This window comes from Bacillus sp. FJAT-42315, assembly GCF_002797375.1.
Lineage (GTDB): Bacteria > Bacillota > Bacilli > Bacillales > Domibacillaceae > Bacillus_CE.
Map to the genome: position 1 here is coordinate 3355966 of NZ_KZ454941.1, position 16072 is coordinate 3372037.

General features: G+C 40.6%; 17 protein-coding genes, 2 tRNA genes, 1 rRNA gene, 1 pseudogene and 2 other annotated features (1 of these 23 cut by a window edge). Of the genes and pseudogenes, 7 read left to right on the plus strand and 14 right to left on the minus strand.

What is annotated here, in order from left to right:
• Positions 1–85: 85 nt before the first annotated feature.
• On the plus strand, positions 86–619 hold the full coding sequence (locus tag CEF22_RS16325; protein ID WP_100403707.1) for a cupin domain-containing protein: 534 nt from the start codon (positions 86–88) through the stop codon (positions 617–619).
• Positions 620–796: 177 nt separating this feature from the next.
• Positions 797–1594, plus strand: a complete 798-nt coding sequence (locus CEF22_RS16330) for a dihydrodipicolinate synthase family protein (protein WP_100403708.1) — start codon at positions 797–799, stop codon at positions 1592–1594.
• A 249-nt stretch (positions 1595–1843) separates the two neighbouring features.
• Here CEF22_RS16330 and CEF22_RS16335 read toward each other — a convergent pair whose 3' ends face one another.
• On the minus strand, positions 1844–3034 hold the full coding sequence (locus CEF22_RS16335) for an RNA-guided endonuclease InsQ/TnpB family protein (RefSeq protein ID WP_100403709.1): 1191 nt from the start codon (positions 3032–3034) through the stop codon (positions 1844–1846).
• A 487-nt stretch (positions 3035–3521) separates the two neighbouring features.
• Here CEF22_RS16335 and CEF22_RS16340 point away from each other — a divergent pair, with 487 nt between their 5' ends.
• On the plus strand, positions 3522–4061 hold the full coding sequence (locus CEF22_RS16340; RefSeq protein ID WP_232726149.1) for a hypothetical protein: 540 nt from the start codon (positions 3522–3524) through the stop codon (positions 4059–4061).
• 102 nt (positions 4062–4163) lie between these two features.
• On the opposite strand, the gene CEF22_RS16345 is transcribed toward CEF22_RS16340, so the two are convergent.
• Complete coding sequence (locus tag CEF22_RS16345; protein WP_100403710.1) at positions 4164–4643, minus strand: Lrp/AsnC family transcriptional regulator; 480 nt, start codon at positions 4641–4643, stop codon at positions 4164–4166.
• 105 nt (positions 4644–4748) lie between these two features.
• On the opposite strand from CEF22_RS16345, the gene CEF22_RS16350 reads away from it, so the two are divergent.
• Entirely contained in the window at positions 4749–5201 is a 453-nt protein-coding gene (locus CEF22_RS16350) for a VOC family protein (RefSeq protein ID WP_100403711.1), read from the plus strand.
• A 113-nt stretch (positions 5202–5314) separates the two neighbouring features.
• On the opposite strand, the gene groL is transcribed toward CEF22_RS16350, so the two are convergent.
• Together groL and groES are read right to left on the minus strand one after the other, a co-directional pair.
• Positions 5315–6946, minus strand: a complete 1632-nt coding sequence (gene groL / locus CEF22_RS16355; protein WP_095478769.1) for a chaperonin GroEL — start codon at positions 6944–6946, stop codon at positions 5315–5317.
• A gap of 43 nt (positions 6947–6989) precedes the next feature.
• Positions 6990–7277, minus strand: a complete 288-nt coding sequence (gene groES / locus CEF22_RS16360) for a co-chaperone GroES (RefSeq protein WP_094833892.1) — start codon at positions 7275–7277, stop codon at positions 6990–6992.
• A gap of 238 nt (positions 7278–7515) precedes the next feature.
• On the opposite strand from groES, the gene CEF22_RS16365 reads away from it, so the two are divergent.
• Entirely contained in the window at positions 7516–8250 is a 735-nt protein-coding gene (locus CEF22_RS16365; RefSeq protein ID WP_100403712.1) for a CPBP family intramembrane glutamic endopeptidase, read from the plus strand.
• A 29-nt stretch (positions 8251–8279) separates the two neighbouring features.
• Positions 8280–8480, plus strand: coding sequence for a YdiK family protein (locus tag CEF22_RS16370; RefSeq protein ID WP_095478771.1), 201 nt, complete (start codon positions 8280–8282; stop codon positions 8478–8480).
• A 60-nt stretch (positions 8481–8540) separates the two neighbouring features.
• Here CEF22_RS16370 and tatC read toward each other — a convergent pair whose 3' ends face one another.
• From tatC to CEF22_RS16385, 3 genes are read right to left on the minus strand one after another with little or no spacing between them, the layout of a single operon-like run.
• On the minus strand, positions 8541–9293 hold the full coding sequence (gene tatC, locus CEF22_RS16375; RefSeq protein WP_095478772.1) for a twin-arginine translocase subunit TatC: 753 nt from the start codon (positions 9291–9293) through the stop codon (positions 8541–8543).
• Between the two features lie 16 nt (positions 9294–9309).
• Positions 9310–9489: a twin-arginine translocase TatA/TatE family subunit gene (locus CEF22_RS16380; RefSeq protein WP_094833896.1), complete on the minus strand. Its 180-nt coding sequence runs from the start codon at positions 9487–9489 to the stop codon at positions 9310–9312.
• A gap of 49 nt (positions 9490–9538) precedes the next feature.
• Positions 9539–10198: a redox-sensing transcriptional repressor Rex gene (locus tag CEF22_RS16385; protein ID WP_100403713.1), complete on the minus strand. Its 660-nt coding sequence runs from the start codon at positions 10196–10198 to the stop codon at positions 9539–9541.
• Between the two features lie 191 nt (positions 10199–10389).
• Between CEF22_RS16385 and CEF22_RS16390 the strand changes: the two genes are divergently transcribed.
• Positions 10390–12312: an ABC-F family ATP-binding cassette domain-containing protein gene (locus CEF22_RS16390; RefSeq protein WP_100403714.1), complete on the plus strand. Its 1923-nt coding sequence runs from the start codon at positions 10390–10392 to the stop codon at positions 12310–12312.
• 252 nt (positions 12313–12564) lie between these two features.
• Here CEF22_RS16390 and tsaD read toward each other — a convergent pair whose 3' ends face one another.
• The 7 genes and pseudogenes from tsaD to rrf form a co-directional block, all read right to left on the minus strand.
• Complete coding sequence (gene tsaD / locus CEF22_RS16395; RefSeq protein ID WP_100403715.1) at positions 12565–13584, minus strand: tRNA (adenosine(37)-N6)-threonylcarbamoyltransferase complex transferase subunit TsaD; 1020 nt, start codon at positions 13582–13584, stop codon at positions 12565–12567.
• Positions 13584–14030: a ribosomal protein S18-alanine N-acetyltransferase gene (gene rimI, locus CEF22_RS16400; protein ID WP_100403716.1), complete on the minus strand. Its 447-nt coding sequence runs from the start codon at positions 14028–14030 to the stop codon at positions 13584–13586. The genes tsaD and rimI overlap by 1 nt, the downstream gene beginning before the upstream one ends.
• Positions 14023–14733, minus strand: coding sequence for a tRNA (adenosine(37)-N6)-threonylcarbamoyltransferase complex dimerization subunit type 1 TsaB (gene tsaB, locus CEF22_RS16405; RefSeq protein WP_100403717.1), 711 nt, complete (start codon positions 14731–14733; stop codon positions 14023–14025). The genes rimI and tsaB overlap by 8 nt, the downstream gene beginning before the upstream one ends.
• Positions 14714–15185: pseudogene (gene tsaE / locus CEF22_RS16410) on the minus strand (tRNA (adenosine(37)-N6)-threonylcarbamoyltransferase complex ATPase subunit type 1 TsaE). Before tsaE ends, tsaB begins: the two are co-directional and overlap by 20 nt.
• 162 nt (positions 15186–15347) lie before the next feature.
• A tRNA-Asp gene (locus CEF22_RS16415) sits at positions 15348–15424 on the minus strand.
• Between the two features lie 5 nt (positions 15425–15429).
• Positions 15430–15503 (minus strand) — tRNA-Met (locus tag CEF22_RS16420).
• Between the two features lie 25 nt (positions 15504–15528).
• Positions 15529–15644 (minus strand): 5S ribosomal RNA (rrf, locus tag CEF22_RS16425).
• A 78-nt stretch (positions 15645–15722) separates the two neighbouring features.
• Positions 15723–15984: a sequence feature (23S ribosomal RNA rRNA prediction is too short), on the minus strand.
• A 19-nt stretch (positions 15985–16003) separates the two neighbouring features.
• Positions 16004–16072, minus strand: a sequence feature (23S ribosomal RNA rRNA prediction is too short); it runs 38 nt beyond the window's last position.

Consider the following 16072-nt stretch of genomic DNA (forward strand, 5'->3'; position numbering starts at 1 on the left):
CAAAATTGTAAAATTTTGAGGTTTTTAAGTTTTAGTAGGAATGAGTTAAGTAAGAGTAGATTAAAAATTTGAGGAGGATAACAAAATGAGTAATCAGACAACAGATATTATTAACTACAGTGAGTTTTTAAAAAAAAGCAGGAAGCCTGCGATCAGAGCATGTTCTTGGAAATGGAAAGACATTTATCCCTTACTTAAAGAATCGGTATCGGAGGACTTTCTTGAAGCTGGACGTGGAACACTATCACTCATTCATAAGGATACAGGAGATGCGTATGGAACTTCATCAACAATGAATGTGGTAGTACAAATTTTCAAGCCTGGTGAGCACAATAAGCCCCATCGCCATACTAATGTAGCCCTCAATTTCGTATTTCAAGGTAAAGGATTTAGTATTGTAGATGGTGAGAAGATCGAATGGGAAAAGGGTGATTTATTCTTAGCTCCTCCATGGTCTTCCCATGAACATTGCAACACTTCAGAAACAGAGGATGCCATTTTCTTTACTTTTCAGGATGTACCGGTTCTTACTTCAATGGGCACATGGTTTTTAGAAGAGCCAGTGGGTACTCCACCACGACATATAGTAAAGCAAGTTACCCAGACAGAGAAAAAATAAAATCTGTTAGCTAATGGTTAAAAGCTTGCACAAACTCTACACAAGATAAATTTAAATAGGACCATATGACATTTTGTTCTAATTATACTTTTTGGATGTTGTGTAAAAGACTTGAATGTTTACGCTTATATCCAATTTAGTTTTTGGAATGTATATGGGTATTGGAGGATATAATTGATGAAAAATTTAAATGTTGCTATTCCCACTCCCTTTCATGATGATGAAAGTTTATATTTAGAAGGCTTTAATCCTATTGTTGAATATTTAACAGATAACGGAATAGAATCATTACTTGTATCTGGTACGACAGGTGAGCAAAATTCAATGAGTATTGAAGAACGGATGGAAATCATCGATTATTTTAACCAGCAAAATTTTAATCATGTTGAACTTATGTTTGGTGTATCGGCTACAAGAACAAGAGATGCAATAAAACTCATTGATAAGATTGAAAATTCTGTTTTTGATTCAATTCTAATCCAATTCCCACCTTATATCCAACCGACTCAACAACAAGCGATTCTCTATATTAATGAGTTGCTGGAACACACAACCAAAAACGTTGTGCTTTATAATAACCCTTTTCGAACAGGATTTGACTTGGATGCTGAATCATTTAAGACTCTTGTCGCTCAAAAACATTCTAATCTTGTAGGACTTAAAGAAGAGAGCGATGTCAAACGTCATAACAATACAAAATTACCTGATGATTTCATTATGTTTGCTGGTGGAGACGTGAACCTCACAACAAAGATGACTGATGGTTGTAACGGACTTTCCAGTATGGTAGGAAATGTTTATCCAAAAGAAATTAAGCAAACTTTTAACGACTTATTAATGAATAGACCTATTGATCTTCAGAAAATCAATCATTTGATTGACGAAGTTACACGTCATCAATCAATTGTAAACATAAAAAATCACTATAATTCTTTAGGTATAAAAGTAGGGACTTGCCGTTCCCCTATTAAATAATATATGAACCTCCCCCACCTATCGCTTCGCACTTGAGGTGGGGGTTTCTTGTCGATCCCCTCGAAATCAGAAGCTGGACGATGTCCATAGGTGTACACGACACCCTCGTCTTTCTCGGGGACTGACGCTCCCATATGGAAGCAGTGGTCTTGACGCAAGAAGTCTCTTCCACGGCTTGCTGCCACCGTAAGTAACAGAGAGAAAATCGAAGACACGGCCATCTCCCTCTGGGGCGGTTCTACCCATCTACTACGCCTGTACAGGACGTAGATACATGATACTGGTCAGCATCATTTCTCGAAACTTCCCGTGCAAATACTGGGATAAGATGTTTCCTGCCCCGTGGACATCCCGGTGCCGTTCATATCCACAAAAGCATTGGTAGTTTCGTGAACGGACTTTGTTCCGTTTTCCACAAGCAGGACATGCTTGCGTCGTGTAGGCTTCATTTTCTTTCGATAATGAGACGCCAGCCGCTTCTAATTTATAGGCCAACTGTTTGATGAGTTTTCCAAAGCTCCAGTTGCTAAGTTTTTGGTTGATTTGTTTGGAACGGATTCGTTTTCGTTTTTTGTTTCGCTTGCTTGTGTGTCGCTGGACGCCTTCCACATCACCAAGAGCGACATGCCCGACCTTTTGCTCCACGCACCAGTTCACAAAAGCACGAGTCGTCTTATGTAGGAGATCTCCTAGCTGCCGTTCGCTTTTTGAGAGAATGTACTTCTTCGCCCGGTTGTATTGTCGCCATTTCCTGGACCCTTTTTGACACCGACTCATGAGCATTTGCAGTTCTCTCACTTTTTTGTTTCGCAATCGGTGAACGCTGCGCATCTTCCTACCAGAAATCACTAGCGCTTGTCCACTAGTACTGACGGCGGCAATCGTATGAATCTCACCTGGATCAATCGCGGCTGTATGACCGTCTTGAATCGGTACGGGATCGATGCCGTCTTCATACGACAAACAGGCATGCCACCGTCCGTCATAGACGAGTTCCACTTCTTTGACCGTGCCGGTTGGGACTGAGGCGAGTGTCAACACGAGCGGTGTCTGTTGTTTTCCCTTCCAACGGCCGAAGCTGAGCGTCAGCTTGCGTCCTTTGAGTACAAAGGATTTGTCGACCCATTTAGGATGGAACACGAACTTTTCTTTGTATGGATATCGGATGGACTTGTTCGTTTTCCGCGCTTGGCGAACCCCTTCTCGGGCACGCAAAAACTTGTGACACACGGCTTGTATCGTCTGACTGTGAAGAGGATACAAGCCTTTTAGTTCGGATTGAAGGTCGCTTTTATTGATCCATGTGCCATAAATCCGGTAATAATACCGAGCCAGCTGCACGCAGTCATTCCAAATCGTTCCGCAAATCCGACGTAGGTGAAACAATTGTTGAAGTGTTGACTGTGGCGCTGTAAAGCCCGTTTTCAACGTTCGATACATGAGATCCCCTCCCTTGTCATCATTATATAAAGAACATATATTCCCATCAATAACAAATGGAAAATTTCATCCTTTTTTCTTTCGACAAAGTTCGGGAGGTCCTCCACTAAATGCTTTTCGGCTGTGCTGAACCGACATTCATCCCCTCCCTACTCGCTGGGCTGTGCCCTTCACGCTTCTTGAGGAAGGGAAATTCTCTCGGATTATGTTAAATTTCCAAGAGTTTATTTATTTTAATGAACAGACTTTAAAGTAACTGCTAAATAGAAAATGATGAAACTATACTAAGAAGATACCTATTTTTAAGCCGCATTCTCAATAGGAGAATGCGGCTTAAATTGAATAATAATATTTTCATTGACCCTAAGCACTTCATTTCTTGTACATTAAGGTGTCAGGGAATTATTTCACCGAGCTCTTCTTCATTGTATAATAAATCCTAGTGAAAATTTTAATTTATTAGTAATTTATAACAAGGAGGATTCGAGTGAAAAAAATTCTATTTATTTTTATAAACGCTCTATTAACCTCATTATTTCTAATAGCTTGCCAATCAAATACCTATGTTCTATCACCTCCCTACACAGGTGAACCATTAACGATCGGTATCATAGGAGAAGCTCCAAAAGTCAGAGAGAAAAACGTTGAGTTCGTATCATTGACTCTAAATAATCTAGTAGCAGAAAAATTCGAAAATCTAGATGCTGTTTTTATCACCAAAAAGCACCTACCTGAAGCAGCTAACAGTCAATACGCGGACGTCTATTTAAACTCCCTCGTTCCCATTGTCTTTATCAACTCGGACAAAGTATACTTAGCCTTTATAGATAAAGACCTATCTTATGAAGATTCACATGACTCAAAGTCCGGTGATTATTTGATTGGCTATTATAACGAGCAATATTTCGGCGTCGGCTTGTATGATCACAAAGAAACTAAAGAAACTATCGAAGACTCTTACTCCAGAGTATTTGAACTGATCGAAACAGCAAAAAATACTGGGGAAATTATTATAAATCCCGCATGATGAATGCGGGATTTCTTAATTTAGTGCACCTAAGTATAGATCAAGCAAATCATGGACTTCCTTTTTGACCAGATCAATAAAGTCTGGTCTAACTAAATGCTCTCAATCCATCAAAGAGTAATTGTCTTCAAATATCCTTTTCGTTCGAATCAATGATTTCGATGGTCCGTATTTCACTAATTGTTGTTGGAAATTGGTCAGTTCGTCTGTATCTTTTGTGCTCACTTTCAATAAATAGTTATCATCTCCACTAATTCGATGAAGGTCTACAACATTTTTATGATCTTTGCAAAATTTCTCGACTTCCATACACATGCTTGTTTTTAACAAAATAAATGTGATCATTCCCTGAATGGTTTCTCCAAGATTAAGTGTATACTCGTCTATTACCTTCGACTCTTCCATTTTGATTAACCGCTCTTTTACTGCTGGTTGTGACATATGTATTTTTTTAGCGATCGCAGAAATAGGTATTCTAGAATTTTCTTTTAATATAGATAGTATTTGATAATCTAGCTGATCTAAACGGTTGGATTTATTCACAATGCTACAAGCCACCTTATTTAAGTAAAGTTTATTCATTTATTTCCTTATTTTATGCAAGTTATATTTGGAATCGCCTTGATTCTCTTATGTTTATCTGTTAGCTCATCCCATACAATGATTATAAGAAAGGGGAATGAGGATATGCAAACTCAAGGACTTGCACATATTGCATTAATGGCAAATGATTATGAGGAAACCATTCGATTTTATAAAACCGTTTTTGGTTTTACAGAAGGACATAAATGGACATTACCTTCTTATAAAATTGATGAAGCGACTATGTTAGTTTCTCCAGATAAAGTAACTTGCATTGAAATATTTGATCGCAAAGCTGAAGTACCTGCTCAAGGTAGAAAATCATCAGACCGAACTGATGTCAGCTACGGTGCCTTACTCCACTTTGCCATCTACGTTTCAGATGTTGAAAAAGTGTACCAAAGGGCTTTAGACAATAAGGCGGTGGAAATAGCAAAACCAGACTTCTTAACATTAGGCCAGCTAGAACTAATTGTACATAACGCCCTTTTTGAAGGATTAAACGGAGAAGTAATTGAAATTATTGAAACAACAGACTTCAATATTATCAGCTCTTAATGGCATTTGTGAACAAAAAAGAGGTGTCTCACAAGTTTGAATAACTTATGAGACACCTCTCTAAAAGTTCTTATATCTTACTTAAAACCTTTATTAGGGTTTCAATGGCTGAATTACATCATTCCGCCCATACCACCCATGCCCATATCAGGCATGCCCATGCCGCCAGCGTTTTCTTCTGGCTTGTCAGCTACTACAGCTTCTGTTGTTAAGAACATAGCTGCTACGGATGCTGCGTTTTGTAGAGCGTAACGAGTTACTTTTGTTGGGTCTACGATACCTGTTTCGATCATGTTGACCCACTCGCCTGTTGCTGCGTTGAAGCCGATGCCGATTTCTTCGCGTTTTAGGCGATCGACTACGACAGAGCCTTCAAGGCCAGCGTTTAGAGCGATTTGGCGAATTGGTTCTTCTAATGCGCGAAGAACGATGTTCACACCAGTTGCTACGTCGCCTTCTGCTTCGATAGCAGCGACTTTGTTATATACGTTTACTAGTGCCGTACCACCGCCGGAAACGATTCCTTCTTCAACAGCTGCACGAGTCGCGTTTAATGCATCTTCAATGCGAAGTTTGCGCTCTTTCAGTTCTGTTTCAGTCGCCGCTCCAACTTTGATTACTGCTACGCCACCAGCTAATTTTGCTAGGCGTTCTTGTAATTTTTCTTTGTCGAACTCAGAAGTTGTTTCTTCTAATTGAGCGCGGATTTGGTTTACGCGAGCTTCGATTTGAGCTGCGTCGCCAGCACCTTCAACGATTGTTGTGTTTTCTTTAGAAACAACAACTTTCGCTGCGCGTCCTAATTGAGTGATGTTAGCAGATTTAAGGTCTAGTCCTAAATCTTCAGTGATCACTTCACCGCCAGTTAAGATAGCGATGTCTTCAAGCATTGCTTTACGACGGTCACCGAATCCAGGAGCTTTAACTGCTACTGCATTGAATGTACCGCGAAGCTTGTTCACTACTAACGTAGCTAATGCTTCACCTTCTACATCTTCAGAGATTAATAGAAGTGGTTTAGATTGTTGAACCACTTGCTCTAGGACAGGAAGAACTTCCTGGATGCTAGCGATTTTCTTGTCTGTGATTAAGATGTATGGGTTGTCAAGAACCGCTTCCATCTTGTCAGAGTCAGTGATCATGTATGGAGATGCATATCCGCGGTCGAATTGCATACCTTCTACAACATCAAGCTCTGTAGTGAAGCCTTTAGATTCTTCGATTGTGATAACGCCGTCGTTACCTACACGCTCCATAGCTTCAGCGATTAATTGACCAACTTCTTCGTCAGCAGAAGAGATCGCCGCTACTTGAGCGATTGATTCTTTGCCTTCGATTGGTTTAGAGATTTCTTTTAACGCTTCAACAGCTGTTTGAACTGCTTGATCCATACCTTTACGAACGCCTACTGGGTTTGCTCCAGCTGTTACGTTTTTCAAGCCTTCACGGATCATTGCTTGTGCAAGTACAGTTGCAGTTGTTGTACCGTCACCCGCTACGTCATTTGTTTTGCTTGCTACTTCTGCTACAAGCTTTGCACCCATGTTTTCGAATGCATCTTCAAGTTCGATTTCTTTAGCAATCGTTACACCGTCATTTGTGATTAACGGTGAACCGAATTTCTTCTCAAGCACCACGTTGCGTCCTTTTGGTCCAAGAGTTACTTTTACAGCGTTTGCTAATTGGTCTACCCCGCTAAGCATTGCACGGCGAGCTTCTTCGCTAAATTTAATTTCTTTTGCCATGTGTAAAACCTCCCTGATTATTTTTTATATTCGTATTCGTCTATTATTCTCCGATGACAGCAAGAATGTCGCTATCGCGAAGGATTAAGTATTCTGATCCTTGGTATTTCACTTCTGTGCCAGCATATTTAGAGAAGATGATGCGATCTCCAACAGCTACCTCTAGCGCTACACGCTCACCGTTCTCAAGAACACGGCCTGTACCAACCGCTACGATTTTGCCTTCTTGCGGCTTTTCCTTTGCTGAATCTGGTAGTACAATCCCGCTAGCCGTTTTTTCTTCTGATTCTACTAGTTCAATAACAACGCGATCACCTAGTGGTTTTAACAAGTGAAACAACCTCCTCATAATGTATGTAATTTTTGATTTATTAGCACTCTCTAATCATGAGTGCTAACACAATTATTATAATAATTAATTCGGAATTATTTTGCAAGCAAGAAGCCTAATTTTTTTTACAAATCATTCCCTCTTGCCAAATATCCCTCTAATCATTCTGTTTGAATCCCACATCTTTTATTAGTAAAATAAGCTTTAATTGAATTTCTTATAAAGGAGCTCTTCTCATTTGAAAAAAGAATATGGTTATATTCTCATTGTGTATTTGATTATGCAACTTTCTAGCTTTATTGGTTTACCGCTTACGTATAAAGCTGGTGTAGCGTTTGGCGTTGATCCCATTCGAATGAAGGAATTAGCCCCTGGTTACTGGATTTTAATTAGTTTTGCTGTAACGCTCTTGATTGTGTGGATCATTTTGCGTAAAACTTCCCAAAATCGTTTAGAACGAATGGAGCCGCTGCCTGTAGGGCCATCTATATTTTGGGCGGTTGCTGGCGTGTTTCTTGCCTTTTTCGCTCAACGAATTGCCATTTCGATTGAAATGATGCTTGGAGTTGAAATGGGGTCTGAAAATACGGAAATGATTGTTGATGTGATCGAGCTTTTCCCCGCTACAATGCTAGCGGTTGCTATACTTGGCCCGATTTTAGAAGAAATTGTCTTTCGTAAAATTATCTTTGGCAGCTTGCATGAAAAATTTTCTTTCGGGATTTCGGCACTACTTAGCTCCGTTATATTTGCCGTTGCACATATGGAGTTAGAACACATCTTATTATACTCCGCTATGGGCTTTACATTCGCTTTTCTGTATGTGAAAACGAAAAGGCTGATCGTGCCGATTTTTGCCCATGTGGCAATGAATTCGACCGTTGTAATAGTGCAATACTTTTTTAAAGATGAAATCGAACGAATGATGAAAGAAGCAGAACAGCTACAAAGTATCATTGCCTGGCTTTCATAGCCTGTTTAACTAAATTTGGAGGAATTTGAATGAGACAATCACCATTAAATGCCGGGATTTTCTATTTATTTCTCGGTGTTTTATTTACTTACTGGGCGATTGAAACGGTCAACTCTAGCGGCTTTGGCTTTTTCACTTATGTGTTAATTTTACTGGCTACCATGGATATCGGTTCAGGTATTCGCCTAGTGTTTATGCATTTCCGTCTAAAGAAAGGCATAAAAAAATAAGGCTGTTCCATACAGGGATGGTCCTCTAATTCGGAGGACTTGCCCTTTGGACAGCCTTTTTTATTCGTGTTCTACATTCTCTGCTTCAATTTCTGCCGCTATCGCTTTTCTGTAACCGATTTTCGAAATCCAAATACTCACTTCATACAAAACGAACAGTGGTACAGTCACCATCATGTGGGACATGATATCTGGCGGCGTAATAAGTGCAGCAATAACTAGTAAGACGAAATAGGCATATCGACGAATTTGCGACAAAAACATCGGAGTGATAATGCCTAATCTTGTTAAAAACAAAGTGACAACAGGCAATTGAAACAAAAAACCAAATGGAATCGTAATTTGAAACAAAAATTGAAAATACTCATTAATGCCAATCACTTGCTCAATATTTAATTGCCCTGATAAATTCATCATGAAATGAATAATATACGGAAACAAAATAAAGTAAGAGAATGACAGTCCCCCTAGAAAAAGCAACACCGATACCGGAATATAACTAAGCGTCGCCCTTCTCTCTTTCTCTAATAATCCAGGGCTAACAAATGCCCAAAGCTGAAAGAGGATCATCGGTGATGTCATAATAATGGCCAGCACAAAAGCCATTTGAAAATAAATCTTTAATGGGTCTGTTACCCGAAAAGCGTTCATCGTTAATTCCTTCGCCTCATCGGCGTGCTGTAAATAACGAATAATTGGTTCTGCTAGAAATAGGCTAGCGATCATAGCAAAGAAGAAGAAAACGACTACTATGATGAGCCGTTTTCGCAATTCGCCAATGTGTTCATATACCGTCATGTCTTGTCGACTCATGATCATTCATCCTTCATTACTGGGGATCTTTTTTATCTGCTGGCTTGTCGTCATCGTCTGCCAACCCTTTTGTTGCATGTTTAAATTCCTTTAATGTATCTCCAGCTGCCCGTCCAAGTTCAGGAAGCTTTTTCGGTCCAAAAATCAATAGTGCTACGACAGCGATTAATATGATACTGCCTATACCCATTGTCATCCGTGCAACACCTCCTTCCCTTCATCATACCCCATTTTTCGCCATATTTCTATTGCGACTTTTCTTCTGTTGCTTCTGGATAATGCTTTAAAAAATAGACTAATGACTGCAGTTCGACAGCAAGGTCAATGTGATGAACTCGAATTGACGCCGGGACCGTTAACCTTGCTGGTGTAAAGTTTAATAGTCCTTTAATGTTAGAAGCGGCTAGCCGATCGGTAATGCCTTGAGCCGCTTGAGATGGAACAGTCAAAATAGCCACCTGCACCGCTTCTTCCTTCAGCTTTTCCTCTAAATCATCTAAATGATGGATCGGAACATCCCCGATAATGGTCCCTACTTTATCTTGAGCTACATCAAAGGCCATTTGGATTTTCGTATTATTATTTTTCATAAAATTATAATTCAAAAAAGCCGTCCCTAAATTCCCTACACCGATTAACGCTACATTGGTCACTTCATCTTGGTCTAATGTTTTCCGAAAGAAAGATAGCAAATAGCTGACATTGTAACCATACCCTTTTTTTCCAAGTGCTCCGAAATAAGAAAAGTCCCGGCGAATCGTTGCTGAGTCCACTTTAACGGCCTCACTTAATTCTGCTGAAGAGACTCTTTGTTTTCCAGAAGAATGTAAATTTTGGATAAACCGATAGTACAATGGCAGACGCTTCGCTGTTGCCTGCGGAATTTTCGTTGAATCTTGATTCATTTATCATACCCCCACAACTACAACTAACTTGTTTGTTAACGCTTCCATCATTTTGCCCTTACGTGTTATGATACAATAATTTACGTTTTTTGTCTTATACCTTTGTCTACCTTTTCACAATTAAATGAAACAAACTTACAACATTGCTCCTACTAATAGAATGGGATACACTGAGAATAGAGGTGAAAAAGATGATTTTGTTACAAGTTCAACAGCTGTCGAAGTATTTCGGTGCTGAACTGATCCTATCAAATATAAAATTAGAGGTACAAACGAAGGATCGAATTGCCCTTGTTGGCCGAAATGGTGCAGGGAAGTCGACCCTTTTAAAAATAATTGCTGGTCACCTTTCGTATGACTCTGGAGAAATTATGAAGCCAAAGGATGTGACGATTGGTTACTTAGCCCAAAATACTGGCTTAGAATCTGACCTATCCATTTGGGAAGAAATGCTGTCTGTCTTTGCTCACTTGCAAGAGATGGAACAAACGATTCGTCGTCTCGAAGCGCAAATGTCTAATCCCGACGTATATGAAAATGAAGCCACTTACAATAAAGTCATGAGTGAATACGACGTCCTACAAAATAGATTTAAAGAGCTAGGCGGCTATCAATTTGAAGCGGATATCCGTTCAATTTTGCACGGGTTAAACTTCCATGATTTCGATTATTCCACAAAAATATCGACATTAAGCGGCGGACAAAAAACTCGGCTTGCGTTAGGAAAGCTGTTGTTAACGAAGCCTGATATTTTAATACTCGATGAACCGACGAACCATTTAGACATTCAAACACTCTCTTGGCTTGAACAATATTTGCAAAACTACAGCGGCGCAATTTTAATCGTCTCACATGACCGTTACTTCCTCGACAAAGTGGTCACACAAGTATACGAAGTCTCCCGTCATAAAGTGAAGAAGTTTCATGGAAACTACAGCAAATATTTAGTTCAAAAAGCGGAACAGTACGAAAAAGAAATGAAAATGTTTGAAAAGCAACAAGAACAAGTCGCGAAGCTTGAAGATTTTATTCAACGCAATATCGCCCGCGCCTCGACAACGAAACGAGCACAAAGCCGAAGAAAACAGCTACAGCGGATGGAATTAATGAACCGTCCAGATGGAGATGAGAAATCGGCCAACTTTTTGTTTACGATTGAGAAACAAAGCGGGAATGAAGTGTTAAAAGTCAATGACTTATCTATCGGTTATCAAGAGAAAACGATCTCTAACGACTTAACAACACTCGTTTCAAGAGAAGACAGTATCGCGCTTGTTGGACCAAATGGAGCTGGGAAATCGACCCTCTTGAAAACAGTCGTCAATAAACTGCCTGCATTAGCGGGTGCATTTACGCTCGGAACGAATGTCTCTATCGGCTATTACGATCAAGAGCAAGCAGAATTAACCTCGAATAAAACGGTATTAAACGAACTATGGGATGACTATTCAGGCACCCCGGAAAAAGATATTCGCACAGTACTAGGCAACTTTCTTTTTTCAGGTGACGATGTATTAAAACCCGTTTCAACTTTGAGTGGCGGTGAGAAAGCTCGCCTCGCTCTCGCTAAATTGATGATGCAAAAATCCAACTTTTTGATTCTCGATGAGCCGACGAACCATCTTGATTTAGATAGCAAAGAAGTACTAGAAAATGCATTAATCGACTATCCAGGAACGATTTTATTCGTGTCTCATGACCGCTATTTTATCAATCGACTAGCTTCTAAAGTACTTGAGCTTTCTTCAGAAGGGCTGACTGAATATCTCGGAGACTATGATTATTACGTCGCTAAAAAACTAGAGCAGGAAGAATTAGCGATGATAGAAGAAGCCGCTGTTGCGACCAAAACAGACACGAGCTCTAGTGATACTTCTGCTTACTATGTTGATAAAGAGCAGAAGAAGCTCGAACGTCAAAAGCGTCGACGCCTGGAAGAAATTGAACAACAAATTGAGAAAATCGAAGCAGACATTGCCGAAGCCGAAGAGCTATTATGTCAGCCAGAAATATTTCAAGACCATGAACGATCGTTCGAACTCAATGAACAACTTGAGAAGAATCGATCAGAAGTGGACAAGTTAATGGAAGAGTGGGAACTTCTTCAAGATTAACCCTCTAATCGCCAGAGACACATGCTCTGGCGATTTTTATACACAATTTTATCCACATACAAAACACTTTATTTACAATACCTTAACAATGTTATCCCCTTTATCCACAAAAACATATATCTTTATCCACATTATCAACAGTTTTCAATCAAATCACATAGCACCTTATCAACAAATGATATTTATTTATTCACAATTTATCAACAATTTGCGAACGATAAAAAGCTGTCCTTCTTATCGGACAGCTTCTCATTAAAATTGCTCAAGATCTAACCCTGGATAACCATTCATAGCGAAATCATCTCGTTTTCCTTGCTCAAATAGCACAGTACCAGCAGCAGCAATCATCGCTGCATTATCTGTACAAAGACTAAGCGGAGGAATGATCAATTCCACCTCTGGCAACGTAGCAAATTGCTCTTCTAATGCCTTTCGCAATCCTTTATTTGCTGCCACGCCTCCTGATAAAAGCACTTGCTTTACATGAAACTCTTTCGTAGCCCGGATTGTTTTTTTCACTAGCACGTCAATAACACTTGCTTGAAAGCTTGCTGCAATATCTTCAGGCTTCAACTGTTCCCCACGTTGTTCTGCATTGTGAAGCGTATTAATCACCGCTGACTTTAACCCACTAAAGCTAAAATCATAAGAGCCTTCCTCTAGCCAAGCTCTCGGGAAATCGATAGAAGCTTCTCCTTCTGCGGCCATGCGATCAATATGTGGACCTCCTGGATATGGTAGGTTCAATGTCCGGGCCACTTTATCGTACGCTTCACCAGCCGCATCATCACGCGTTTCTCCAATCACTTCAAATGCTCCATGCTCCTTCATTAACACAAGCTCCGTATGACCGCCAGAAACAACGAGTGACAATAATGGAAAAGCCATTTCCTCAACGATTCGATTGGCGTAAATATGACCAGCAATATGATGAACGCCTACTAATGGCAGGTTATGAGCAAACGCTAAAGCCTTCGCTGCATTTACACCGATTAAAAGTGCCCCCACTAAGCCAGGGCCTTTCGTCACTGCGATTGCATCTAACTCTTTGAACGTCATTTCTGCTTGTTTCAACGTTTCTTCAACTACAATTGTGATCTCTTCCACATGATGACGAGAAGCGATTTCAGGTACCACTCCGCCAAAACGCTTATGACTTTCGATTTGCGAAGAAACAACATTCGCCACAATTTCTCTGCCGTTTTTTACGATAGCCGCGGCTGTTTCATCACAACTTGTTTCGATCCCTAGTATATACGTATCTTTTTTCATCATAACCTCACCCACATTACTAATGCATCTTCCTGATTATCGGAATAATAGTTTTTGCGAATCCCACCTGGCTGAAAACCAAGCTTTTTATATAAATTTTGAGCAGGTGTATTGCTCACCCTCACTTCTAATGTCATCACGGTAGCCCCTTTTTCTTTCGCTGCTTTCATCACATGCACAAGAAGCTTTTCTCCAAAACCATGTCCTCTATGAGAGGGCAAAATCGCAATATTCGTAATTTGTGATTCATCTAGCACAATCCACATACCACAGTAACCGACCACTTCACCATCTGACTCAGCTACATGATACAAAGCAAACAAATTATGATCAATCTCTTTATAAAATGAGTCCTTCGTCCAAGGCACAGAAAAACTACTCTTCTCAATTTCATATACGCCCTCAACATCATCAAGCGTCATCTCACGTACAGCTAAATCAACCATGATGTTCTTCTGCTCCTTGTTGCGCTTCTAACCACTTCGCTTCCGCTTCAGCGAGACGAATATAATTCGGTACAAACGAGTGCACATCTTCAGCTGGTGCACGTAAACCAAGTCGACCTAAATCAGACGGTCGTGGTGAATGAACACTAGCCTCTCCAATGATTGCTTGTTCTCCTAACATGTCTGTAATCGTTTCTTTATGAAGAGTCGCATCCTTACCTGCAAATAAAACAGGGTGATTTAACTCCTTCAACTCCTTGCACCAATCTTCAAGCAATAGATTTCGATCTTCTTTCACAGTGATCAACTCTCCATTCTCAAATCGGTATAACCCAGTGTATACTCGTCCCCTTCTTGCATCAAAAATAGGGCTAATATAAGCTGGGAAATATTTTGCTGAAGCAGCGACCGTCGCAAGACTAGAGACGCCTGACAACGGAATCTGCAAAGACCAAGCCAACGTCTTCGCAATCGTTACCCCAATACGAACACCCGTATATGAACCAGGCCCTCTCGCAACAACAATCTTATCAAGCTCTGATGGCTGTACCTCACATTCTTTTAGCACCGCCTCAATGGCTGGCATCGCCCGCAATGAATGATTTTTCTTTAAATCCGTTATATATTCACCTATTAATTGCTCCCCATCCAAAAGAGCTACTCCAAGCGTATATGTAGATGTATCAATCGCTAATACTTTCATCCTAAAAGCTCCTTACAAATTGATTCGTATCTTGTTCCTACAGGTGTTAATTCGATTTTTCGCTCATCATTTCCTTGATGTAATAGAGATAGCTTTAAGTATTCACTAGGGAGCTGTCCGTCAATTAAATGAGCCCATTCCACAACCGTGACACCCTCTCCATAAAAATATTCATCAAACCCGAGATCCTCTTCCTCATCCTGAACTCGGTATACATCCATATGATAAAGCGGAAGCCTACCCATATATTCTTTAATAATCGTAAACGTCGGGCTATTTACTGTTCGTTTGACACCAAGTCCTTTCGCTAATCCTTTCGTAAACGTCGTCTTTCCTGCGCCTAAATCACCCTCAAGCAAAATCACATCTCTAGGTTGTAACGACTGAGCTAGCCTTTCTGCAAAAGCTTGAGTCTCTTCTGCACTTGATGTGAAAAAAGCTATTGTACTCATATTAAATCTCCTTCTATTCATTATTCAATCCTTTAAGCTTTAATCGTAAAAAAACCTTAGGATTGATTGCATCCTAAGGTAGTTTATTTTAGTATATCCTAAACAAGTGTATAAAAAAAGAAAACGAAAGTCATTTTCGTTTTGCTTGCTTGATTATTTAAATGGCGGTCCGGACGGGACTCGAACCCGCGACCTCCTGCGTGACAGGCAGGCATTCTAACCAACTGAACTACCGGACCATATATTGCGGGGACAGGATTTGAACCTGCGACCTTCGGGTTATGAGCCCGACGAGCTACCAGACTGCTCCACCCCGCGACGATAAATAATAAATATGAATATCGCCTGGCAACGTCCTACTCTCACAGGGGGAAACCCCCAACTACCATCGGCGCTGAAGAGCTTAACTGCCGTGTTCGGTATGGGAACGGGTGTGACCTCTTCGCTATCGCCACCAGACTATGAAGTTTGAAAGAATTGTTCTTTCAAAACTGGATAATAAGTATTGTAACCTTGCAAATCGCTTAGGAAAAGTCCTCGATCGATTAGTATTCGTCAGCTCCACGTGTCGCCACGCTTCCACCTCGAACCTATCTACCTGATCATCTTTCAGGGATCTTACTAGCTTGCGCTATGGGAAATCTCATCTTGAGGGGGGCTTCATGCTTAGATGCTTTCAGCACTTATCCCGTCCGCACATAGCTACCCAGCGATGCCTTTGGCAAGACAACTGGTACACCAGCGGTGCGTCCATCCCGGTCCTCTCGTACTAAGGACAGCTCCTCTCAAATTTCCTGCGCCCGCGACGGATAGGGACCGAACTGTCTCACGACGTTCTGAACCCAGCTCGCGTACCGCTTTAATGGGCGAACAGCCCAACCCTTGGG